The organism is Actinoplanes regularis (genome assembly GCF_900188005.1).
Taxonomy (GTDB): Bacteria; Actinomycetota; Actinomycetes; order Mycobacteriales; family Micromonosporaceae; genus Actinoplanes; species Actinoplanes regularis.
This window is the reverse complement of sequence record NZ_FZNR01000013.1, coordinates 168,298-189,955: the sequence shown is the minus strand read 5'-3', so window position 1 is coordinate 189,955 and position 21,658 is coordinate 168,298. Positions and strand designations below refer to the sequence as shown.

The window sequence follows — 21,658 nt, the reverse complement described above, 5'->3', positions numbered from 1 at the left end:
AAAGCTTAGGCCAGGGCGGTGGTCACGACCTTCGAGCGGGCGACGGTCCGGGTGTGCGTGCCGTCCACGCCCATCCCCGTCCACATGCCGTCGACCGAGAAGATGTAGGGAGTGCCCGGGGTCAGGCCGGTCACCACGCCGGTCATCCAGCCGCAACCGTTCGACTTGACCGTCACCCAGCCCGGGATCTCCGGCTGCCGGCCGTACACCAGGTGCTGGCTGACCGCCAGGATGTGGAAGTCGACCAGGGTCGGCGAGCCCGGGTTGAACCACTTGACCACGGCGCTGGTGCTGCCGGCGGTGACGTCGGCGCCGTTGATCTGGCCGGCCCGGAACTCGGCCCCGCGGCAGGGGTCGCCGCTCCGCGTCGGGGTGGCCGACGCAGACGGGGTCGCCGGCAGCGTGGCGGTGGCCGACGCGCGCGGCGTGAAGCTCGCCGAGGGCGACGGCGCGACGCTGCCGGTCGCCAGCAGCAGCCAACTCGTGCCGGTCGGGTTCGGCTGCGCCTGCGTGGTCCGGTCATTTGAGAAGAGGACGTGGACGCAGACGGCCAGCAGCAGCAGCCCGACGAAGATGGGCAGTACGACGGTGGCGGCTTTCCGGATCCCCTTCACGTGCTTCAGGTTCGGGCGGACCCGCCGAAGGCTTAGCGCTTCCCGCGACAACTCACGGCCGGACACGGGACTTTCGTGTTCACCGTCACACGAGCACACCCACGGGGCCGATGTCGTACGTAATGATTCGAACATGGCCCAGCGGCCCGGAATGAACTCTCCGGCCGCACTGTTCCAGCGGAAGGCCCGCGCCGGCGGGCATCGTCTTCGAGGAGGTCCGCAGCGTGCTCGACCCACACGGGCTCTACGACGTGGCCGGTGAGGTACCGGCCCTGGACGGCCCGGTGCTCATCCAGGCACTCACCGGTTTCGTCGACGCGGGCAGCGCGATCCAGCTCGCCCGGGAAAACCTGCTCGAGAACCTGGCGAGCGAGGTCGTCGCGACCTTCGATCTGGACCAGCTCCTCGACTACCGGTCCCGCCGCCCTCCGATGATCTTCGTAGCCGACCACTTCGAGAGCTACGAGGAGCCGGTCCTCGCCCTGCACCTGCTCCGTGACCAGCTGGGCACCCCGTTCCTGCTGCTCGCCGGCCCGGAGCCGGACCTGCAGTGGGAGCGGTTCATCGCCGCGGTGACGGAGCTCATCGAGCGGTTCGGGGTCAAGGCCACCATCGGCCTGAACGCCATCCCGATGGCCGTGCCGCACACCCGGCCGGTCAGCCTCACCGCGCACGCCACCGACAAGAGCCTGCTCGGCGAGCACACCTCCTGGCTGCAGCGGGTGCAGGTGCCGGCCAGCGTCGGCAATCTGCTCGAGTTCCGGCTCGGGCAGACCGGGCACGACGCGCTCGGGTACGCCGCGCACGTCCCGCACTACCTGGCCCAGACCGCCTACCCGGCCGCCGCCGAGCTGCTGCTCGACACGGTCTCCAAGAACACCGGGCTGGCGCTGCCCACCGGCAAGCTGCGCGAGTCGGCCAAGCTGATCCGCGAAGAGGTCGACAAGCAGATCGCCGACGACGAGCAGGCGGCCCGGCTGGTCAGCTCCCTGGAGGGGCAGTACGACGCGTTCCTGCGCGGCCGGCAGAACAACCTGCTGGTCGACACGGACACGCCGCTGCCGACCGCCGAGGAGCTCGGCGCGGAGCTGGAGCGATTCCTCGCCGAGCAGGCCCGCGACGAGGGCTGATCCTCAGCGCTCGGCCAGCAACCAGTCGATCACGGCCGGGAGCTGCGCGTCCCAGTAGGACCAGACGTGCTCTCCCGGCCCGAATCCGGAATCCAACTCGACCCCGCTGGCCCTGCAGGCCGCAACGAACCGCCGGTTCTGCGCCAGCATGTGATCCTCGGTGCCGCAGCGCAGCATCAGCCGGGGCAGCCGTCCCGGTTCGGCGTCCCGCAGCAGGCGCAGCAGATCCTCGTCGCTGCCGGCGACGACCCGGTCGCCGAAGACCCGGGCGACCAGGGCGCGCATGTGCGGCCGCAGATCATGTTCCTGGATGTACGCCAGATCGAGCGCCCCGGAGAGCGTCGCCGCGGCCGCGAACCGCTCCGGTTCCCGCAGCGCCCACTTCATCGCGCCGTAGCCGCCCATCGACAACCCGGCGACGTACGTGTCCTCCCGCCGCCCGGAGACCCGGAAGAACCGCTTCACCGTCTCCGGCAGCTCCGCGGAGAGGAAATCCCAGAAGCGCATCCCGTACGCCTCGTTGGCGTAGAAGCTGCGGTGCGCCTGCGGCATGATCACGGCCAGCCCCCGCTCGGCGGCGTACCGCTCCACCGAGGTGAGCCGGCTCCACGCGGTGTGGTCGTCGGTCAGCCCGTGCAACAGGTAGAGCACCGGCGGCGGTTCCGCGCCCTCCCCGTCGGGCAGTACCACGGTCATCGAGGTGCTCAGTTCCAGCGCCTCGGAGTCGAAATCACACCGGATCATGGCCACGCCGTCATTCTCCTGTACCCCGGCCCCCGCACCCTCCTCCCGTCCCGCCGGGCGGGAGGTGCCAGAGACGGTCAGTGCGGTAACCGGAAGGCTCGACGGCCGGCAAGAAGCAGGTCAGATATCCGACCAGATCGATAAACGGCTATCCCTGGGCGCGTTTCGCGGTAATGCTTCGCGAGACATTGACACTCCACACAGGAGGAACGGTGCGACTTTTCCGCATTCCCGTTCTCGGGGGCCTGGTAACCGCAACACTGATCGCGGCGATCGTCGGAGCGCCGTCGCCGGCGAGCGCCGCGCCGCCGGTCCTGACGGACAAGACTCCGGGCGTCCGGACCGGACAGGCAGAGCCCGTGAAGCCCGCACTCCCGACGAACATCGCCGCGGTCGTCGAGACGTCCGCTACCGAGATCAAGGTACGCACTCCCCGCGCCGGCGGCGGGCTGAGCCTCAAGCTCTACCACCTGGTACCCGGCGCGGACGCCAAGAAAGTCCTGGCCGACCTGCGTACCAAGGGGGCCGTCCCGACCGGGACGGCCACCGAGGTCCGGGCGGCGACAGCCGACTGGCAGGAGTGCTCGACCTCCTACGGGTCCGCCAAGTACCTGTGCGCGAAGACGTCGCCGCACTACTGGTACAACTGGCGCTGGAACGGCTTCGACGACCCGCAGGTGTACTTCAGGGACTACACGCCGGCGGCCTGGCCGGTGAAAGCCTCGGTCGCCGAGTGGAACAAGTCGCCGGGGGTCGACTCCTACTGGACCACCGGGGCCTGCCCGACCGGCGGCCGCCACTGTGTGCCGGTCCGGGCCGCCAACAGCGGCGCCAACGGCATCTACGCCGAGACGGACATGGAGGTCGACTCGGTCGGCTTCTTCATCGACGGCACGGTCCGCGTCGACTTCAACAACTACTACTCGTCCACCGACGACAACCGCGGCACCGCCTGCCACGAACTCGGCCACGCCCTCGGCCTGGCGCACAACGGGTCGACGTCGAGCTGCCTCTACAACTCCGCTGTCAGCGGGCCCGACCCGAGGCTGCCGCACTCCACCGACATCTCCGTGCTGCGTTACATCCTGTACGCGGACTGAGCCCTGACCAGGACGAACGCCGACACCGGCAACCCGATGTGACGGGCCGCCCTTCGTGTGAAGGGCGGCCCGTCGCCTCAGTGGTGCTCGAGCGCCAACCGGGGCAGTCCGCGGGCCAGTGCCGCCGGCAGCCACCACGCCCGGTCGCCGAACAGGTGCATCACGGCCGGCAGCAGCAGGCACCGGATGATCACGGCGTCCACCAGGACGGCCACCGCCAGGCCGAGGCCGAACTGCTGCAACATCCGGTCCGGGGCCAGCAGGAACGCCCCGAAGACCACCACCATGATGGCGGCCGCGGCGGTGACCACCCGGCCGGTGGTGGCCAGGCCCTCCCGCACCGCGCCCGGAGCGTCGCCGGTCCGCTCCCACTCCTCGTGCATGCGGGCGAGCAGGAAGACCTCGTAGTCCATGGAGAGCCCGAAGACGATCGCGAAGATCATGACCGGCACGTACGCCTCGATCGGGCCCGGCGGCACGCCGAACGCGCCGTGCTGGAAGACCAGGGTGACGACGCCCATCGCCGCGCCGATGCTGAGCAGGTTGAGCACGGCGGCCTTGACCGGGATCAGCAGCGAGCGGAACAGCACGAGCAGCAGCAGCGCGGAGAGCCCCACCACGACCACGACGAAGAGCGGCAACCGACCGGCGATCGCGGCCGAGAAGTCGATGACCCCGGCCGTCGGCCCACCGACCAGCACGGCCACGCCGTTGCCGCGGGCCAACGGGGCGAGCACATCATCGCGCAGGGCGGCCACCAGGTCGTCGGTCGCCTCATCCTGCGGGGCCGATTCGGGGAAGGCGATCACCGTGGCGACGTCGCCGCCGGGAGCGGGGATCGGCGGCGTGGCGGCCGCTACGCCCGGGGTGGCGGCGACCGCCTCGCGCACGGCTTCGGCGGCCGGTCCCGCCGCGCGGCCGTGCGCGTCCACGACCACCACGAGCGGGCCGTTGAAGCCGGGACCGAAGCCCTCGGCCAGTAGTTCGTACGCCCGGGTGCTGGTCTTGGTCTCGGCGTCGTTGCCGGCGTCGGCGAAGCCGAGCCGCATGTCGAGCGCGGGCGCGGCCAGGCCGAGCAGGGCGACCAGGGGCAGCAGGAGAGCCGGCCACGGCCGGCGGGCCACCGCGTCGCTCCACCGGCGCCAGAGCCGGCCCTCCTCCCGCGGCGTGCGCCCGCGGCGCGACGCCCTCTCCCGGCGGCGCGTCATCGACCGTTCCAGGCGCGCGCCGAAGAGGCTCAGCAGCGCGGGCAGCAGCACCAGCGAGGCCAGCATGGTGACCATCACGGTGACCGCCAGGGCCACCGCCACACCCTGCAGCGCGCCGACGCCCAGCAGCACCAGGCCGAGCAGGGCGATGATCACGGTGGTGCCGGCGAAGAAGACCGTCCGCCCGGCGGTGTCGAGCGCGGTACGCACGGCCGTGGCCCGTTCGGCTCCGGCGGCCAACTCGCCGCGGAAGCGGGAGAACACCAGCAGGGCGTAGTCGATGCCGACACCGAGGCCCACCAGGATGAGCAGCGCGGAGGTGAAGTCCGCGACCGTCGCCACGTGCGAGGCGAGCGTGACCAGGCCGATCGCGGTGCCGACCGCGAAGACCGCGATGACGATCGGCAGGGAGGCCGCCAGCAGCGAGCCGAAGAGCAGCACCAGCACGACCAGGGCGGCCAGCATGCCGGCGCCCTCGGCGGCGCCGCCCTCGGCCTCCTCGGCGGCGCGGGCCGGCTCCCCGCCCACCTCCACGGTGAGCCCGGGCAGCCGGGCGGCATCGATGATCTCGAGGGTGGCGCCGGCGGGCATCGCCTCGGCCGGCACGTCGAGCGCCACCGTCGCGTACGCGATCGTCCTGTCGCCGGAGATCGCGGTGCCGCTCGTGTACGGGCTCACCACCTCGACCACGTGCGGCAGCGTCCGGACCCGGGCCAGCATGCCCTCGACCGCGCCACGGACCGCGGGCTGATCCACGCCCGCCGGGTCACGCACGACGATGTCGAGGGTGGCACCGGCCCGGGCCGGCATCCGCTCGGCGAGCACGTCCTGGGCCTGCTGCGATTCCGCGCCGGGCAGGGTGAAGTCGTTGTGGTAGTCGTCGCCGGCCAGCCCCGCCCCGGCCGTGACACCGGCCAGCACGAGCACCCACAGCAGCAGCGCCGTCCAGCGCCGCCGGTAGGACCAGCCGGCCAGCCGCTCGAAGACACTGGGCCGGCGGGCCCGGTCGGGAGCCTCGGGCCGTACCGCGATTCCGGTCATGAACTCTCCTTCGAAGAATTGCCGCCAGACGACGCTAGGAAGGCCGGACGCCACGCCGAAACGCTCCGCGGAGGGCTCCGTCCGTACCCCCGCAGGGGGATGCCGGATGCTCCCGGTGAGGGACTCGCCGGGGACCGCACCGCCCGTACGCTGGAGGTATGGGGTTGAAGATCGGAACAGGCGGTCGCGCCGCGGTCGATGCCGCGGCGGCGGTGGCGGCCGGCGTCTTCACCATCGTGATGCTGTTCCAGGGCGGCCTCGGCGGCGACGGGGGCGGCTACCGCCCGCTGGATTCGATCGGTGTCCTGCTGACGCTCGCGTCGGCCGCACCACTGGCCTGGTCGCGCCGCGCACCCGGCGTGACGTTCGGCGTCTCCGCGGCGGCGACGCTGGGCCTGATCGCGCTTGACTATCCGCTGGACGTGCCGCCCGCGCTGCTGATCGCGACCTACACGCTGGCCGAGGCCGTGGGCGGTGGCGCCACCCCGCACCGACGGCTGCTGGCGGCCGCGAGCGTCGCGGCGTTCCTGCCGTCGACCGTCGCCCTGATGCTGCTCAACGACAGGTCGGTGCGGCCCCTGTCGTCCGGCATGGTGGCGTGGGCGACCATGTTCGCGCTGGTGTGGACGGCCGGGGACCGCAGCCGCCTGCGCCGGGAACGCATCGCCGAGCTGGAGGAGCACGCCCGGCTGCGCGAACTGGACCTCGCGGCCCAGCGGCGGCTCGCCGCCGCACAGGAACGCACCCGGATCGCCCGCGAGCTGCACGATTCGGCCGGGCACGCGATCAACGTGATCCTGGTACAGGCGGGTGCGGCGCGGCTGCTGCACGAGCGGGATCCGCGGCGTTCCCGGCAGGCCATCGAGACCATCGAGGAGGTCGCCCACGCGACGATCGCCGACATCGACCGGCTGGTTCACGCGCTTCGGGAGGAGTCCGGGCCGGCCGATCCGGCGCCGGCCGACACCGCCGCGCTGGAACAGCTGGTCGACCGGCATCGGGCCGGCGGCCTTCAGGTCTCGACGGTGTTCGACGGGGCGCCTCGCGGGCTGCCGAGCGGGGTGGCGTGGGCGGCGTACCGGATCTTGCAGGAGGCGCTGACGAACGCGGCGCGGTACGGGTCCGGGGAGGTCGACGTGCGGATGTCGTACGGGCCGGCGGCGGTGGAGATCGTGGTCAGCAATCCGGTGGGTGGGCGGGAGCAGCCGGGTGGGGGGCTGGGCATCGTCGGGATGCGGGAGCGGGCGGCGTTGCTCGACGGGACCCTGGAGGCGGGCACCGTGGACGCCGGGATGTTCCGGCTGCGTGCCCGCCTGCCGTACGACCCGCCGGTCACCGTGGGTGCCCTGGCATGACAGACAAACCGTTGCGGGTGTTGATCGCCGATGATGACGATCTGATGCGGGCGGGGCTGCGCGCCGTGCTCTCGAGCGACGACACGATCGAGGTCGTCGGGGAGGCCGCCGACGGCCGTGAAGCGGTGGCGCTGGCCCGCGTGGTCTCACCGGACGTGGTCCTCATGGATGTGCGGATGCCGCAGCTGGACGGGATCGCGGCCACCCGGCAACTGGGTGCCGCCGTGCCCACGGTGCGGGTGCTGATTCTGACCACGTTCGAGGACGACGACTACGTGTTCGGCGCGCTGAGCGCCGGCGCCTCCGGATTCCTGCTCAAACGGACCCGGCCGGAAAAGTTGATCGAGGGCATTCACACCGTCGCGGCCGGCGACTCGCTGTTGTCACCGTCGATCACGCGTACGGTGATCGATCAGATGTCCGCGGCGGCGCCCCCGGACCCGGCGGCGGTCCGCCGGCTCCATGGCCTGACCGCGCGGGAGCGCGATGTGCTGGTGCTGGTCGCGCGCGGCCTGTCGAACGGGGAGATCGCGGCGGAGTTGTTCGTCGAGGAGTCGACGATCAAGACCCACATGAAGCGGATCCTCGCGAAGCTGGACCTGCGCGACCGGGTGCAGGCGGTGATCGTCGCCTACGAGACCGGCCTGGTCCGTCCCGGTGACCCGGCCAGATCTCGGCAACCTGCGCCCAGAGGTCAGCCCTGACTCTCCTGGATCGCGTCCCGCTTCCAGAACTGGCGGGCCGCGAAGCCCTCGCGCCGGAGCCAGTGCTCGGTGTAGACGATCCGGTCCGGTTCGATCACCACGAGCGGGTCGATCGGCGGCTCGGCGAGCGAGCGGCCTCGCTCGGCGTGCTCGTTCTCCCAGCGGAACGCGTCCCAGTAATGGTTGCGTTCAGGATGTCCGGGAGACAGCATCCGGGCCTCGCCGAACACCTGTGCTCCGCGGCTGCTGGCCAGGCCGACCAGCGGAGCGAAGATGCCGACGGAGACCCTCGGATCGGCGGCGATGTTGCGCAGTTTCGGGGATCGGGGCGCGGCGGTGAACATGACCGCGAAGCCGAGGGAGTAGTAGCGCACCGGTGTGGCCAGTGGCCCGTCCGGCCCGGTCGTGGCCAGCACGCACATGTTCTGGGAGGACAGCAGGTTGAGGATGCGTTCCTCGAGCCGGTGTCGTGGCAGCCGGTGAGCCGGGGTGGGTTCGGAGAGCCACGGGTTCGTCAACGGCATTCGAGTTCCGCTCGCACGTCATGATCCTATTCGACGTTCGCCGATGAGGGGCGTCTCGTCCGGTTCTGACCCGCATTACACGCGGTAGACGCCGCCCGGCTGTGTTCGGGCGTGAGCGATGAAGTCGCGGACCTGCTTGATGTCCGGAACGTCCCACAAAACCGGGGGCCGGGGCGGCTGGCTGCGCGCGGGCCACGTTCGAGGTCCGTACAGGTTGGCGAGAGCGTCCAGGATGGTGGGGAACGCGCCGAACGCGAGGCTGCCGGACCCGTCGGACTCCACGAGGATCACCGGCGGCGGCAGGGAGTTGAGGTAGACCATGACAACCCGGTCGCCGGCCCGTCCTTTGCGGACGATGAGTCGCCGGGTGGTGACCGTGTACCGGGTGCTCCGGGACAAGACGGCACGCTCGATGAACGGCGCGAGGACGAGGAACAGGGCGATGAGCAGTATCGCCGCGAACGCCATGGCGCCGTTGCCCACCGTGCCGTCGGACAGCACCTGCCGCCCCCAGGCCACTGCCAGCCACAACGCCACGGCTTGAAGAGGCACCATGGCGACGTCGGTGCTGCGGAACAGCCGATGCCGCAGCGGCCGGCTCTCCCAGAGGACGCGCTCACCCGGCAGAAAGACCTCCACACCTCGCATCATCATCCTTGAATGCGAGCGGCGGAAGTGCCGCCGGGCTGAGCTGCCGGGTCAATCCCGGATTCGGCCCCCGAACATGGCGGTCAGCCGGGGCAACGCCTCATCCGGGTCGCGGTCACCGATTACTGGAGTCCGACCAGAACGTTGCCGGAGCCGCCCCGCGCGTCGATGGCGGAGTAGACGATCACCGCGCCGTTCGCCGCGACCAGCTCCAGCGGGCGGTCGGAGCTGCGCTCATCGCGCGGCCCGAGATCCACCGGCAACTCGGCCGCCTGTTGCGTCCCCAGCGGGGCAAGCGTCAAGGTGACTTGACCCGTGTCGAGAAGCCTCGTCAACCAGCGGTCGCCACGGCGCACGCACAGGACCATGCTCTCCAGCAGGACACCGGAGAACGCACAGCTGCTGATCTCTTGCTGGTGGCGCACCTCGCCGGTCCGGGCATCGCGAAGCAGGGGCGGTTTCCGGGTGTCGCCGTCCGTCGCCAGGCCCTGCCCGATCAGCCTGCTCAACTGAACCTTCATCGGCAGGACCTGGCCACTCTCGACGTCGAGCAGCTGAACGGCCTGTTCCGGCCGCACCGCGTACACCGCCTTCAGCAGTGCCAGTGACCGATCCGGGGCGGTGACCACCCCGGGCGGCAGGATTCCCTCCGCCCGGATCGCGACGACATGCTCTCCGACCTGGCGACCGGTGGCGCTGTCGAGCAGGACGAACCTCGACTCGGCGCCGCACTTCGCGGAGATGATGACCCGGTGGTGCAGCGCGGCCACAGCGTGCAATCCTTCGCCGCGACAGTCTTCCGGCCTGCGCCAGGTCCACGCCGTACTACCGTCACGCAGCGAGAACGCCGGGTGGTCGCCGTCGTTGTCCCACAGTCCCCGGCCCACCAGCACGTCGTCGGTGATCATGTCCTGGGTGGGGTTCACGAGGCCGGCCGGGTAGCTGCCGGTGGACCGGACGGCACCGGTCATCGCGTCCAGGATCAGCATCGTGTCGGCGCCGCCGTCCTCCGGCGGGAGGATCCCCAGCACCACCGACCCGCCGTCGGGGCTGGCCACCATCCAGGCCGCCCGTGCGCCCAGCCGCCGGTAGGACCAGCGGATCGCGCCGCTGAGCCCGTCGACGCCGAGAACGCCGTCCTCGAGCAGCACGACGGCGCCGGGCCCGGCCGGGCGTACGTCGCGCACCGGTCCCGGCATCGGAGTGGTCCAGCCGACCTTGGACACCGTGCCGGGCACAGGCGGCACGGCCACCGCGCTCGCGGTGCCCGACCTGATCGCCCAGCTGTCGTAGGAGAGCGCCACCGGCACGCACCCGGCTGCGAGCAGCGCCGATACGCAGGTGACCGCGGCGAGCCGCCGGACGTTCCACCGGCGCCAGCGCCCTTCGGCCGGCCGGGTGGCCCCGAGCAGCAGGCCGACGGTGACCGCAACTCCGCCGACCACTCCGAGCGGGGCCACCACGCCCGGGTAGCCGTCACCATAGCGGCGCAGCCCGTCGACGACGTGGAACGCGGTGGTCGCCACCGCCGCCAGCACGGCGAACCCGGTGATCACCCAGCGGCGGACCGCCGATCCGGGGGCCTCCAGGTGCCGCGCCGCCGCGACCAGGGCGCACAGCAGCACCACCAGCGCTCCCAGCCATCGGCCGGCGACCGGAGACAGGCCGCTGTTCCCCGCGCTCTCGTCCCGGACCCAGCCGATCAGGAGCAACAGCGCTCCGATCGTCACGAGCGTGCCGGTCGCTGCGGACCGCGCCCCTGGCCCGGATGGGCCACCTCCGTCGTGCGGCATGCGACCTCCAGGCTGCAGTAAGCCGAGCCATGATCGCAGACGGCCGCCCGCCGGACCTGCCCGGCCCAACTGAGGGTTGCGTACGGTCGGGCGCTGATCAGGGGTCCACCAGGTAGATTGTCGGGGCCGTCCTGACGGACGAGCGTGCGCGATGGGGAGCCGCCCGGATCAAGCTGGCACCTTCTTGGCCTACGGATCCTGGCCGCGATGGGCAGGGCTTCAGGAGTGCGTTTGGTCCCCACCGCACCGGTCAGGTTCGGTGTGCTGTCCCGGTTCTGCGGAATGAAGAAGGTCGAACAGCAGATCGGCATGATCTTGTAGCTTCAGGGCAAGAGGGTCGTCTCGAAGGAGGCAGCGAGGATGGGAACGTTCGGGACCGGCCCGTTCTCCAGCGATGGCGCCATCGACTTTCTGGAAGAACTCGCCGAACGACCTCCTGAGCGGCGGGCGGCAGCGCTGGAGCGCATGTTCCTGTTCGTGAAGGACAAGCCGGAGCTGCTCGGGCGAGAGTTCTTCCCGGACGAGGTTGTGGCGGCTGCAGCGATCGTTGCGGCGTCCCTGCCCGGCGGACAACAGTTCGACGAGCGCCTCGAAACCTTGATCGAGAACGACCTTGCTCCCGATGCCCGGCTGGGCGCGCCCGCGCCGGAGTTGGCGAGTATCGCGCTGGACGCCCTGCTGTTCGTTGCTGGTCCTCAAGGCCCCTGGCATCAAGGTTGGACGAGCGACACGAACGCCGCTGAAGCGCGCGACACCGTCGCCGCGCTGTCGCAAGTGCTCACTCTTGCAGGCGGCGAGTTGGACGACCTTGAGCCGCCGGACGGTATCTGAACGGGTGTGCTTTTGAGGCTCCTGGGCCAGGTCCTGACGAGCTCAGTCATCGCTCGAAGGTCTGTATCTGTGTCCGATATTCGCGGTTGGGCTGACCTTCGGGATTGATCAAGATCGTGAAGTCAGAGAGGGCTGTAGGCGCCGGCCGTCCGGCATCGTCCGCCTGACCGGGTTCCGCTTCCCAATCGATCAGGAAGATCGCGACGCTCCACCGGCCCGCTGGCAGCGGAACGCGCAAGTTGTCGTTCGACTCCGCCGCAACATGCTCGATACCGCTGATGACGGCATCGTTGGTGGTGATCAGCAGGTAGGGCTCCGAGGCGACAACGACGTACTTGCGCTCACGTTCGGTCAGTTGCGCGAGGGCCGACGATTCGCCAACCCGCGCAACGACCTGGAAGGCACCGTCACCGCCGATATTCACGGGCACGAGGGCTCCGCCGGCGATGTGTCGAGCTATGTCCTCGTCCTCCAGCAGCTCCGACTCCCAGGTGTCGTAGTCGACGATGCCGTCAAAAGAGCCAAGTGCCCACAGCGCGCCCATGCCTGCGTCGGTGGCCATCACTCCGGTGATCTCCACCGGTCACGCTCCCTTCGTTCGCACCGCGGTTGACTCCGGGTCACTTCCGGATGGCGATCGAAATGCGCTGGTCTGTCATGGTTAATCATCTACTGCTGGCCGAACGTTCGCCGCTGTTGTTCCGCCACCCGGGAGCTGGTCGTTGCGGGGCAGGCCGAGGAGGTCGGCGAGGGTCGGTTCGGGGGCATTCGCCAGCGGTGGAGGGCTGCCGAGCCCGGCACCGCGCGCAGCATCCCGGCACCCCTACCGCTGGCCATCTTCGGCCGGACGTGGCCACGCCGTTGGCCAACTTCCCGCGAGCTGGCCATGTAGGTCCGGACCGGACAGCGGGGGCTGTCGGCGGTTGGGAATGTCAGACCCGTCGATTAGAATGTATGTACGAAAGAGGGGCCCTGAGCTGCTGATCTTCGGGTGATCCTTCGTGGATCCGAGGCTGCGCAGCGCGAGTGAGGAGACCGACGTGACCACGTCCACCCTGTCCACGATCTCGACCAACCCCGTGCCTGTCATCCCGCCCTACGCCACCATGCTCGGCTTCACCCGGTATGTCTCCCGCACCGGCCCCGCGAAGGCCACCTTCGTCGGCGGGCTTCGCAAGCAGCGCGAGCGGCGCAGTGGTTTCAACCCGCACAGCCAGCTGGTCAAGGCACTGAAGGCGGACATCGCGTTCCGCACCGGCGGCAGCTACCTCGGCGGCGTCGTCGACCTGGTGAAGGACCGGTGGAAGCCGCTCTACGAGTCGCTCCGTGCCGGCGCCCGCACCTACCTGGCGTCGCTCGGCGACCCCGAGCAGCTCACCCTGATCCAGACCCACGACGCGCTGGCCAGCGTCGGCCCGCTGGCCGTGAAGATCAACCTGCACTTCGGCCTGCGGTTCGCGGATGGTCACCGCGAGGCGGTCCGGATCCACTTCGACGAGGAGCCGCCGAGCCCGGAGCTGGTCACCGCCATGCTGCACCTGATGGCCCGTCACATGGACCAGATCCTGCCCGACGCCGAGCCGGTCCTGGTCGACCTGCGCCGGGGCTTGACCCACCGGCTCAACCCGGGAACCCGGGCGGCCGATGTCGAGAGCTGGCTCGCGGGCGAGGCCGCGGCCTTCACCGCCATGTGGTCCGCCACCGCCGCCTGATCCAGTTCCCCGGCGCGCTGCCCGCGCCGGGGAACTGCCGTTCCCTCCCCGGGCCGGAAAACGGGCCCTGCCCGGGGAGGGCGCCCTGCCGAGGTAAGCCGCCCTGCCCGGGGGGACGGCCTGCCCGGGAGGATGGCCTGACTCTGGGAAGGCATTCAATCCGAGGAGACGCCCCGTCCCTTGGGAGGAGGCACCCGGCGCAGGGAAACTCTTCGACCCGAGGAGGCTCCCAGCCCGAACAAACACCCCACCCGAGGAAGACACCCGACTCAGGAAGACACCCGAGCCAGGAAGACTCCTGGCCGGAGGAAGATGCCCGCCCCGGAGAGGCACTCTGGCGGGCAGGGCCGTGCCGGTGCGCTCCTCCTTGTGCGAGCCGCAGGTCGGATATGGTGTGCGGCGTGAGTCCGTTTCCCGGCGTCCTGCCCCCGCCGCGCTCCTGAGCGGAGCGTGAGCCGCACCGTCTGAGCCCTGCTCGGACGGTTTTTTGCGATGCGCTCCGCCGCCGGTCCTGACCGACTCACTCTCGCGGAGCGCACATGTTCTCGTTCTTGTCCACCAACGCCTCGGCCGGTGCCCGGCTGAGCCTTCTGCAACTGTCAATCGCCGGGGTGCTCTGGGGCACCGCAGGCGTCGTCGTCCAGGTCGTCGCGGCTCGCACCGGGCTCGGTGCGGTCCAGATCGGGTTTTACCGGCTGCTCTTCGCGGCCGGAACCATGCTGCTCCTCGGGTTGCCGGCCCGCAGGCAGATCTGGGCGGCCTTCCGGTCCGCCCCTGGCGCCGTCATCACGGCCGGGGTCGGGCTCGCGGCGTATCAGGCTCTGTATTTCGTCGCGGTACGCCTCACCGGCGTCAGCATCGCCACCGTGGTCAGCCTGGGCCTGGCGCCGGTGCTGCTCAGCGCATGGGAGACGATCCGCACCCGGCAGCGACCCGGCAACGCCGAACTCGGCGCCTCGGCCGCGGCGATCATCGGCCTGGTGCTCATCTCCAGCGTCACGGCCGACGGCGCGACCACCGATGACTCGGCCACCGGATCCGGCATGACCGCCGCTGGTCTGGGACTGCTCGCGGCGATCGCCTCCGGCACCGTCTACGCGGCGTCGACGGCGTTGAGCCGGCGGACCACGCAGGGCGTACCGCCGCTGATCCTGACCACGTTGTCCTGCACGATCGGCGCGATCGCCCTGGCGCCGATCGCCGTGGCACGGGGTGTGGCGTTCGCGCCGAGCTTCCAGCCGATCGCCCTGCTGGGCTATCTGGGCGCGATCACGACGGCGCTCGCCTACGCGTGCTTCTACACCGGGCTGCGGCACACCAGCGGGAGCGTCGCCGTGGTCGTCACCCTGTTGGAACCGCTGACCGCGGCCCTGCTGGCGGTGCTGCTCATCGGTGAGCCGCTCGCGCTGCCCACGATCGTCGGCGGTCTGCTGCTGCTCGGCGCGGTGACCACCCTCTATCTGGGGGCCGGCCGCTCCGCCGAGGCGCCCGCACCGAGCGGACAGCCAGCCCTGACCGAATGATCAGCACCTACAACGGGTGGGCGCCGGGAACCCTCGACGCGAGTTGATCTTGAATGTGGGCTGATGCGAGCACCTGCGGCCGCACTGCGGGTGCTCGCCAGCCACATCCACCTCGGGCCGCCATCCCGGCCGCCGCCCGCGGTCCGGGAATGGGCGCCGATGCTCACCGGCCACCGCCCGCCTTTGGCCACCGTTCCGGCCGCCGCCCGCGGCTTGCGGATGGGCGACCAACCCCAGCCATCCGCCCACCCGCGAGCAATCCCCCGAGAGGCCGTGACCCCCACCCGCCAACGCGCCCAAGATCAACTCAGATTGGGTGACGTTGGCCGTCAGCGAACCGGGATCTGTCAACGAGCCGGAAGCCGTCAGCGAACCGAAAGCCGTCAGCGGGCCAGGGGCTATTAGCGAACCGAGAGCCGTCAGCAGGCCAGGGCTGCTAGCGAGCCGGGAGCCGTCAGCAGGCCAGGGCTCCTAGCGAGCCGGGAGCCGTCAGCAGGCCAGGGCTCCTAGCGAGCCGGGAGCCGTCAGCAGGCCAGAGGCTGATAGCGAACCGGAAGCTGTTAGTGGGCCAGGGGCCGATAGCGAACCGGAAGCCATCAGCAGGCCAGAGGCTGATAGCGAACCGGAAGCCGTCAGCGAGCCAGGGGCTATAAGCGAACCGGAAGCCATCAGCAGGCCAGAGGCTGTTAGCGAGCCGGGAGCTGTTAGCGGGCCAGGGGCTATTAGCGGGCCTCGAGGGGGAGCCGGACCAGGACCGTGGTTCCGGCGTCGCCGCCGGTCAGTTCGATGCTGCCGTGGTGGCGTTCCACGACGGCGCGGCTCAGGGTGAGGCCGAGTCCGCTGCCCGGCAGCGTCCGGTCGTGTCCGCGGCTGGTCCGGTAGCGGCCGGTGAACAGCTTCTCCCGCTCGTCGCGGGGCACGTCCGCGGCGGCGTCCGAGACGGCCAGTTCGACGGCGCGGCCGGCCTGGTGCAGGCTGACCCCGACGTGGCCGCCGTCGGGGCTGTAGCGGATAGCGCTGCCCAGCAGGTTCTCGACGATCTGGCGCAGCCGGTCCCGGTCGCCGGGCACGATCAGTTCGCCGGGCAGGTCCGTGTCGATGACCACCGGGGCGGCGCCGATCGCCGCCCGGGCGCGGTCCACCACGTCGCGGACCAGGCCGGCCAGGTCCATCGGGGTGCGCCGGATCTCGGCGTGCCCGGCGTCCAGCGCGGAGAGTTCCAGCAGCTCGTTGATGATGTCGCGAAGTGCCAGGGCGTTGCGCTCCACCACCTCGATCAGCCGTGGGCCCTCCCGGACCAGGGTGGCCTCGTCCGCCTCGCGCAGCAGTCCGGTGTACGTGCTGATCGAGGTGAGCGGGGTGCGCATCTCGTGCCCGATCAACGCCAGGTACTCGGCCTTGCTGCGCACCAGCTGCCGCCGTAGGTCGTCGACCCGGCCCCGCTCGACGAACTGTCCCAGGTGTGCGGCGATCCCGGACATGAGCGCGACCAGTTCGTCCTCCGGGTCTTCGATGTCGTCGGCGAAGACGGTCAGCACGCCGATCGCCCCGGTCCCGTCGTGCACCGGGATCGCGAGCGCGGTGTGCAGGCGTTCGGCAGCGGTCCTCGGGGAGATCAGGCTCTGCGGGCGGCCGACGTCCCGGATCCACAGCGGCTTGTCCACCTGCCAGGCCCGGCCGGCCAGCCCCTGGCCGTAGGCCAGCTCCTCCGGCACCTCGATCCCGGTCGCCCAGCCCGGCAGGCTCCACCGCGCCGCCGCCCGGATCACCCCGGCGGGCGCGTCTACCTTCCACAGCTCGGCGTGCACCCAGTCCAGCGTGTCGACCACCGCTTCCAGCACCCGTGGGCCGGCCGCCTCCATGCTCGGCGCCTCGGCCAGCGCGGTCGTGACCGCCAGTTCACAGGAGCGGAACCGTTCGGCCCGCCGCTGCCGGGTCACATCCTGCAGCGCCTGGACCGCGCCGACCACCCCGCCGTCCGGGCCGAGGATCGGTTGCGCGTCCATCAGGTAGTGCCGGGTCCGTTTGGTGGGCCCGGGCCGCGTGACGGGTTCGTCCCGGAGGCGCTCCCCCGCCAGTGCCCGGCCCAGCCCGTCTTCGTCGATGTCGTGGGGGTCGTCCTCCCAGAGCCGCCGCATCCGCCCGTTGGCGAAGACCACCTGCCCGTCGGCGTCGCACGCGGTCACGCCGTCGTGCAGGCTCTCCAGCACCGCGTCCAGGAACCGGTGCTGCTGCTCCAGCTCGTGCCGGGCCAGTTGCTCCCCGATTAGCAGGGTGGCCACCGCGGCGGCCTCGGCCACCGCGGCGATCTGCTCCGGCGTCCACTGCCGGGGGTGTACGTCGTAGGCGCAGCACACGCCGAGCACCTGCCCGAGCCGATCGTGCACCGGGTACCCGAGGTAGGAGACGCCGTACCTGAGGGCTTCGCGCGGCACCCGATCTTCCGCGGTGGCGTCGTTGACGATGACCGCGCGGCTCCCACGGATGACGAGACCGCCGAGCGAGCCGTCGAGATCGGTGTCGGCGATCGCCTCCCAGTCGACGGCCGCGCCCCAACTGCCGTACAGCCTCAGCTTGTTCCGTTCGACGAACTGGATGCACGCGCCCGGCGCCTGTGCCCCGCGCGCGGTGAGTGCGGCGAGCTGATCGGCGGTTCCGCTGGTCAGCACCCCGCGATGCAGGTCCGGAGCCGTTGACGCTCCGATGACACTTCGCCATGGTGGGGCGGTGGCCGGATGGCCCGCGTGTGACGCGCCGGCCGCCCGATGCCCGGTGAAGCCCCGTGACTCCTGGGATCCACGGGGCTGAGCGGGCTGGTCGGCCGGCTGGGACGCGAAGGCGGGCGGCTGAGGACCGGAGGCGGCCGGCTGGGGCTCGAGCGCGGCCGCCGGCGAGGCAGGATGCTCGTCGACGGCCGTCCCCCCGTGAAGCTCGGCCGGGCTCGCGTCAGCGGCTCCTGCCGCCCGCGCCCTTCCGGGCCGCCCGACGCCAGTGCCGGGATTCTCTCGCCGCATGGCCGACCTCCAAGGTCCAGCCTAGAGGCGCTAATACCCCGAAACCGGCAAATCCCTCCGCCGAGGAGCGGGTTCGGACCCTCGGCGGCCGTCGGAGGACCATCCGAACCACGTGCCGGCCGACCGGGCGGGTGGCCTGGGGCTTGGGCCGCGAGGCCTGGTCACGGGAGGCGTAGGTCGTACCGGCGAAGGGGTTTCAGATCCGCGCGAAGCGCAGGTCGGTGATGGGGCGGCCGGCAGCCGCGCCGCGGCGTTCGAACTTCGTCTCCGGGCGGTTGTGTGGCGTCGCCGGCAGGCGGCGCAGGCCGGGGTCGGCCTCCAGCGTCTCGGCCATGGCCTCGGCGTACTCCGGCCAGTCGGTGGCGCAGTGCAGGACGCCGCCGGGGTGCAGACGCTCGCGCAGCAGAGCGACGTTCGCGGGCTGGATCAGGCGGCGCTTGTGATGGCGCGCCTTGGGCCAGGGGTCGGGGAAGTAGACGTGCACGGCGTTCAGCGCGCCTGGGGCGAGGCGGTGCACCAACTGCATGGCGTCACCCTGGGCTACCCGGACGTTGACCAGTCCCAGGTCGCCGACGAGGGCCAGCAGGTTGCCGATGCCGGGGGTGTGCACCTCGATGCCGAGATAGTTCCGCTCCGGGTCGTCGGCGGCCATCCGCGCTGTCGCGTCGCCCATCCCGAAGCCGATCTCGAGGATCGTCGGGGCGTCGCGGCCGAAGAGCTCCGGCAGGTCGAGCGGGGTGCGGTCGCCGTCGACGACGGTCAGGCCGTAGCGCGGCCAGAGCTCGGCGTGCGCGTCGGCGTGCCGGGCGCTCATCCGGCCGCGGCGCGGATGAAAGGTCCGGATCGGCCGGGCGGACGCGGGTGGGGCGGCGGTTTCTGTCATGGCGGCGCCCACGATACGGGCCGAGCCGGCCAACCGGCCAACGACGCGTCAGCGGGACCGGACGGCGGGCTGGGAGCCGAGGTGGAACGGGACGCGGGCGCCCGTCTTCAGGTCGACGAGCAGCACCCAGGACGCGCCGCCGTTCTCGCCGGTGACCAGCACCCGGTTGCCGTCGAGATAGGCCGGCTCACGATCCATCGGCACGCCGATCGTCCGTTTTTTCCCGTTTCGAAGATCGACCTCGACGATGTGGACGGGCTGGTTCTCGGCGGCCGTCTCCCCCTTCTGATAGACCGTGAAAGCCAGCCGTCCCCCGTCGCGGCGCCACGCGGGCACCACCGCGAATCCGCTGTTCTGCAGGCCGCCGCCGCCGAAAGCGGCAAGCGTCCGCTCCGCTCCCGAGGCGACCGTCCCGACGCTCAGGCAGTCGTCGTAGATCGCGTCGCACTCCCCGCCACGGAACGCGATCTGCTTCCCGTCCGGGGACCAGGCCACCGCGCCGTCGGTCCGCAGCCGATCGATGAGCGAGCCGGTGGCCGGTTGCGGCGCCGGTTCGTCCGGGAGGTCCTCGCCCCGGCAGTCCCGGGGGAACAGCACCTCGGGTTTCGGGGAGGGCGAGGTCGTGGAGATCCGGTAGACCCCGGGGCCCCCGGTGCAGGAGAGCGACGCGAACGCCAGCCACTTGCCGTCCGGCGACCAGGACGCTCCGGCCGCGGCCCGGTTGGTCAGCCGCCGCAGCCCGCTGCCGTCGGCTTTCATGATCCAGAGTCGGCCGCTCTTGAGCACGGCGAGCTGCCTGCCGTCCGGCGACCACCGGGGCCGGGCGTACCCGCCCCCGGTGGTTATCCGCTTCTCCGCGGGACCGCTGCTGACGTAGACGTCGCCGCTTCGGACGTACGCGACCGGGCTGGGCAGCACCGGCGTCGCCGGAGCCGTCGGAGCAAGCGCCAGAATGGCTGACATCGCTGCAGTGCTGATCATCGGCTGCCCCGTTCCCCGCTGTTCCTACCCGCGCCTACGTCCTGCACCATCGTCGCAACCGGCCCGCTACTTAACGGTTGGCCGGACGACCGCGGCCGAGCCGCTGCCCCGGCGCACCGGTTCGGCGACGGCCAGTTGCCCACCGTGCCCGGTGAACTCGATCGCGGTGGCCGCGCCGATCTCCGCCACGTCCGCCCCGAAGACGTGACCGAGCGCGGTCAGTTCCGGCCCGTACGTCGTGTGGAAGGCCACCTCCGCCTGGATCCCGGCGGTGTTCCGCTGCGCCGCGCGCGGTGCGGCGAGCGCCTGCGGCAGGGTCAGCCCCAGCTCCACCCGGCCGTAGATGATCTGCAGCACCGTCGTGATGATCGTCGAGCCGCCGGGCGCGCCGACCGCCAGGAACGGCTTGCCGTCCTTGAGCACGATCGTCGGCGACATCGAGCTGCGCGGCCGCTTGCCCGGCCCGGGCAGGTTCGGGTCGTCGAAGGTGCCCTGGGTGCCGGCGAAGTTGAAGTCGGTCAGCTCGTTGTTCAGCATGAACCCGCGTCCCGGCAGGACCATCCCGTTGCCACCGAACTGTTCGAGGGTGAGCGTGTACTCGACGACGTTGCCCCACCTGTCGGCGACGGTCAGGTTGGTGGTGCTCATCCCGTTGTCGGGCGTCGCCGTGGTGACCGACGGTGTGCACTGCGAGGGTCCCGGCGCGACCGGCTTGGCCAGCGCCTTACCCGGGTCGATCTGGCAGGCCCGCTGTTTCGCCCATTGATCCGAGAGCAGCTTCCGGAGCATCGGCTCCGGTGTGTTCGCGCCGACGTAGCGGCCACGGTCGGCGAAGGAGAGCGCGGACGCCTCCAGGTAGTAGTGCAGCTTCTCGACGGTCGAGGCGGACGTGATCGGGGACGCCTCGAGGATGTTCAGCGCCTCGCCGACCGCGGTGCCGCCGCTGGACGGCGTGGACATGCCGTACACGGTCAGGCCCTTGTAGTCGGACCTGGTCGGCGCCGGCCGTCGGACCCGGTATCCGGCGAGGTCGGCGGCGGTCAGCACGCCGGGCCGGATCGGGTACGCCCACGGCGACGCCGGGCTGGCCGAGACCGGCGGAGCGGCGACCGCCCTCAGCAGGTCGGCGCCCACCTCACCGCGGTAGAAGACGCCGGTCCCCTGGCGGGCGATCAGCCGGTACGTGCGGGCCAGGTCCGGGTTGCGGATCGTGGCCCCGACCGCGGGCGGCGCGCCGTTCGGCAGGTACAGCGCCTTGGTCGAGTCGAACTGCCCGAAGGCGGCCGCGTTCTCGGTGACCTGACGCCGGAACTCGCCGTCGACGGTGTACCCGCGGTCGGCCACCTCGGCGGCCGTGTTCAGCGCGCCGCTCAGCGGCCGGGTGCCCCACTGCCGGGCCGCGGCCTCCCAGGTGGCCAGGGTGCCGGGCACGCCGACGGAGAGGCCGCTGACCCGGGCCTCGTCGAACGCGTACGGCTGCCCGGTCGCCGGGTTCACGAAGTACGTCGAGGTCATCGTCGCGGGCCCGGCCTCCCGCCCGTCGATGGTGTGCACCCGGTGCTCGCGGGCGTCGTAGTAGACGAAGAATCCGCCGCCGCCGATCCCGGAGGCGAACGGCTCGGTCACGCCGAGGGTGGCCGCGGCCGCGACGGCGGCGTCCACCGCGTTGCCGCCCCGGCGCAGCACCTCGAGGCCGGCCGCGGTGGCGGTGGCGTCCACGGTGGCGATCGCGCCGCCGTATCCCTGAGCGGTGGAGCCCGCGGCGACGGCCGGGGCCGAAATCGCGACGGATCCGACGGTGGTCAACGAAAGTGCTGCTAGCGCGGATAGGAACCGCATCGGCCCTCCAGACA

At 71.3% G+C, this 21,658-nt stretch carries 18 protein-coding genes; 7 read left to right on the top strand and 11 right to left on the bottom strand.

Annotated features, from left to right (window positions below):
• Nucleotides 1-5: 5 nt before the first annotated feature.
• Nucleotides 6-614, bottom strand: a complete 609-nt coding sequence (locus CHC09_RS29470) for a fibronectin type III domain-containing protein (protein WP_089296487.1) — start codon at nucleotides 612-614, stop codon at nucleotides 6-8.
• A gap of 224 nt (nucleotides 615-838) precedes the next feature.
• Between CHC09_RS29470 and CHC09_RS29465 the strand changes: the two genes are divergently transcribed.
• Nucleotides 839-1,744, top strand: coding sequence for a proteasome assembly chaperone family protein (locus CHC09_RS29465; protein ID WP_089296486.1), 906 nt, complete (start codon nucleotides 839-841; stop codon nucleotides 1,742-1,744).
• A 3-nt stretch (nucleotides 1,745-1,747) separates the two neighbouring features.
• On the opposite strand, the gene CHC09_RS29460 is transcribed toward CHC09_RS29465, so the two are convergent.
• Nucleotides 1,748-2,494: an alpha/beta hydrolase gene (locus CHC09_RS29460; protein WP_089296485.1), complete on the bottom strand. Its 747-nt coding sequence runs from the start codon at nucleotides 2,492-2,494 to the stop codon at nucleotides 1,748-1,750.
• A 206-nt stretch (nucleotides 2,495-2,700) separates the two neighbouring features.
• Here CHC09_RS29460 and CHC09_RS29455 point away from each other — a divergent pair, with 206 nt between their 5' ends.
• Nucleotides 2,701-3,588: a zinc metalloprotease gene (locus CHC09_RS29455; RefSeq protein ID WP_089296484.1), complete on the top strand. Its 888-nt coding sequence runs from the start codon at nucleotides 2,701-2,703 to the stop codon at nucleotides 3,586-3,588.
• A gap of 77 nt (nucleotides 3,589-3,665) precedes the next feature.
• On the opposite strand, the gene CHC09_RS29450 is transcribed toward CHC09_RS29455, so the two are convergent.
• A complete protein-coding gene (locus CHC09_RS29450; RefSeq protein ID WP_089296483.1) occupies nucleotides 3,666-5,837 on the bottom strand; it encodes an MMPL family transporter in 2,172 nt (723 codons plus the stop codon).
• Nucleotides 5,838-5,995: 158 nt separating this feature from the next.
• On the opposite strand from CHC09_RS29450, the gene CHC09_RS29445 reads away from it, so the two are divergent.
• The gene (locus CHC09_RS29445; RefSeq protein WP_089296482.1) at nucleotides 5,996-7,192 is read left to right on the top strand and encodes a sensor histidine kinase; all 1,197 of its coding nucleotides are present in this window, start codon (nucleotides 5,996-5,998) and stop codon (nucleotides 7,190-7,192) included.
• A complete protein-coding gene (locus CHC09_RS29440; RefSeq protein WP_089296481.1) occupies nucleotides 7,189-7,896 on the top strand; it encodes a response regulator in 708 nt (235 codons plus the stop codon). Before CHC09_RS29445 ends, CHC09_RS29440 begins: the two co-directional genes overlap by 4 nt.
• Here the strand turns inward: CHC09_RS29440 and CHC09_RS29435 are convergent.
• The 3 genes from CHC09_RS29435 to CHC09_RS29425 all read right to left on the bottom strand — a co-directional run bounded on the left by CHC09_RS29435 (nucleotide 7,887) and on the right by CHC09_RS29425 (nucleotide 10,798).
• Nucleotides 7,887-8,420: a pyridoxamine 5'-phosphate oxidase family protein gene (locus CHC09_RS29435; protein ID WP_089296480.1), complete on the bottom strand. Its 534-nt coding sequence runs from the start codon at nucleotides 8,418-8,420 to the stop codon at nucleotides 7,887-7,889. The two genes, CHC09_RS29440 and CHC09_RS29435, sit on opposite strands and share 10 nt — an antisense overlap.
• Nucleotides 8,421-8,495: 75 nt before the next feature.
• Complete coding sequence (locus CHC09_RS29430; RefSeq protein WP_089296479.1) at nucleotides 8,496-9,059, bottom strand: hypothetical protein; 564 nt, start codon at nucleotides 9,057-9,059, stop codon at nucleotides 8,496-8,498.
• Between the two features lie 131 nt (nucleotides 9,060-9,190).
• Nucleotides 9,191-10,798 carry a PQQ-binding-like beta-propeller repeat protein gene (locus CHC09_RS29425; protein ID WP_089296478.1) on the bottom strand — a complete coding sequence of 536 codons (1,608 nt, stop codon included), beginning with the start codon at nucleotides 10,796-10,798 and terminating at the stop codon, nucleotides 9,191-9,193.
• A gap of 423 nt (nucleotides 10,799-11,221) precedes the next feature.
• Here CHC09_RS29425 and CHC09_RS29420 point away from each other — a divergent pair, with 423 nt between their 5' ends.
• Nucleotides 11,222-11,692 (top strand): DUF4259 domain-containing protein, encoded by a 471-nt coding sequence (locus tag CHC09_RS29420; RefSeq protein WP_089296477.1) that lies wholly within the window; start codon nucleotides 11,222-11,224, stop codon nucleotides 11,690-11,692.
• Nucleotides 11,693-11,738: 46 nt separating this feature from the next.
• On the opposite strand, the gene CHC09_RS29415 is transcribed toward CHC09_RS29420, so the two are convergent.
• Nucleotides 11,739-12,272: a hypothetical protein gene (locus tag CHC09_RS29415; RefSeq protein ID WP_089296476.1), complete on the bottom strand. Its 534-nt coding sequence runs from the start codon at nucleotides 12,270-12,272 to the stop codon at nucleotides 11,739-11,741.
• Between the two features lie 526 nt (nucleotides 12,273-12,798).
• Between CHC09_RS29415 and CHC09_RS29410 the strand changes: the two genes are divergently transcribed.
• On the top strand, nucleotides 12,799-13,404 hold the full coding sequence (locus CHC09_RS29410) for a hypothetical protein (RefSeq protein ID WP_089296538.1): 606 nt from the start codon (nucleotides 12,799-12,801) through the stop codon (nucleotides 13,402-13,404).
• A gap of 539 nt (nucleotides 13,405-13,943) precedes the next feature.
• Nucleotides 13,944-14,927, top strand: a complete 984-nt coding sequence (locus tag CHC09_RS29405; RefSeq protein ID WP_089296475.1) for a DMT family transporter — start codon at nucleotides 13,944-13,946, stop codon at nucleotides 14,925-14,927.
• 722 nt (nucleotides 14,928-15,649) lie between these two features.
• On the opposite strand, the gene CHC09_RS29400 is transcribed toward CHC09_RS29405, so the two are convergent.
• From CHC09_RS29400 to CHC09_RS29385, 4 genes are all read right to left on the bottom strand, one after another.
• Nucleotides 15,650-17,596, bottom strand: coding sequence for a sensor histidine kinase (locus CHC09_RS29400; RefSeq protein ID WP_239138563.1), 1,947 nt, complete (start codon nucleotides 17,594-17,596; stop codon nucleotides 15,650-15,652).
• Between the two features lie 541 nt (nucleotides 17,597-18,137).
• Complete coding sequence (gene trmB / locus CHC09_RS29395) at nucleotides 18,138-18,824, bottom strand: tRNA (guanosine(46)-N7)-methyltransferase TrmB (RefSeq protein WP_089296537.1); 687 nt, start codon at nucleotides 18,822-18,824, stop codon at nucleotides 18,138-18,140.
• 48 nt (nucleotides 18,825-18,872) lie between these two features.
• On the bottom strand, nucleotides 18,873-19,787 hold the full coding sequence (locus CHC09_RS29390) for a hypothetical protein (protein ID WP_239138562.1): 915 nt from the start codon (nucleotides 19,785-19,787) through the stop codon (nucleotides 18,873-18,875).
• Nucleotides 19,788-19,871: 84 nt separating this feature from the next.
• Nucleotides 19,872-21,644 (bottom strand): gamma-glutamyltransferase family protein, encoded by a 1,773-nt coding sequence (locus tag CHC09_RS29385; protein WP_089296472.1) that lies wholly within the window; start codon nucleotides 21,642-21,644, stop codon nucleotides 19,872-19,874.
• Between the last annotated feature and the right edge of the window lie 14 nt (nucleotides 21,645-21,658).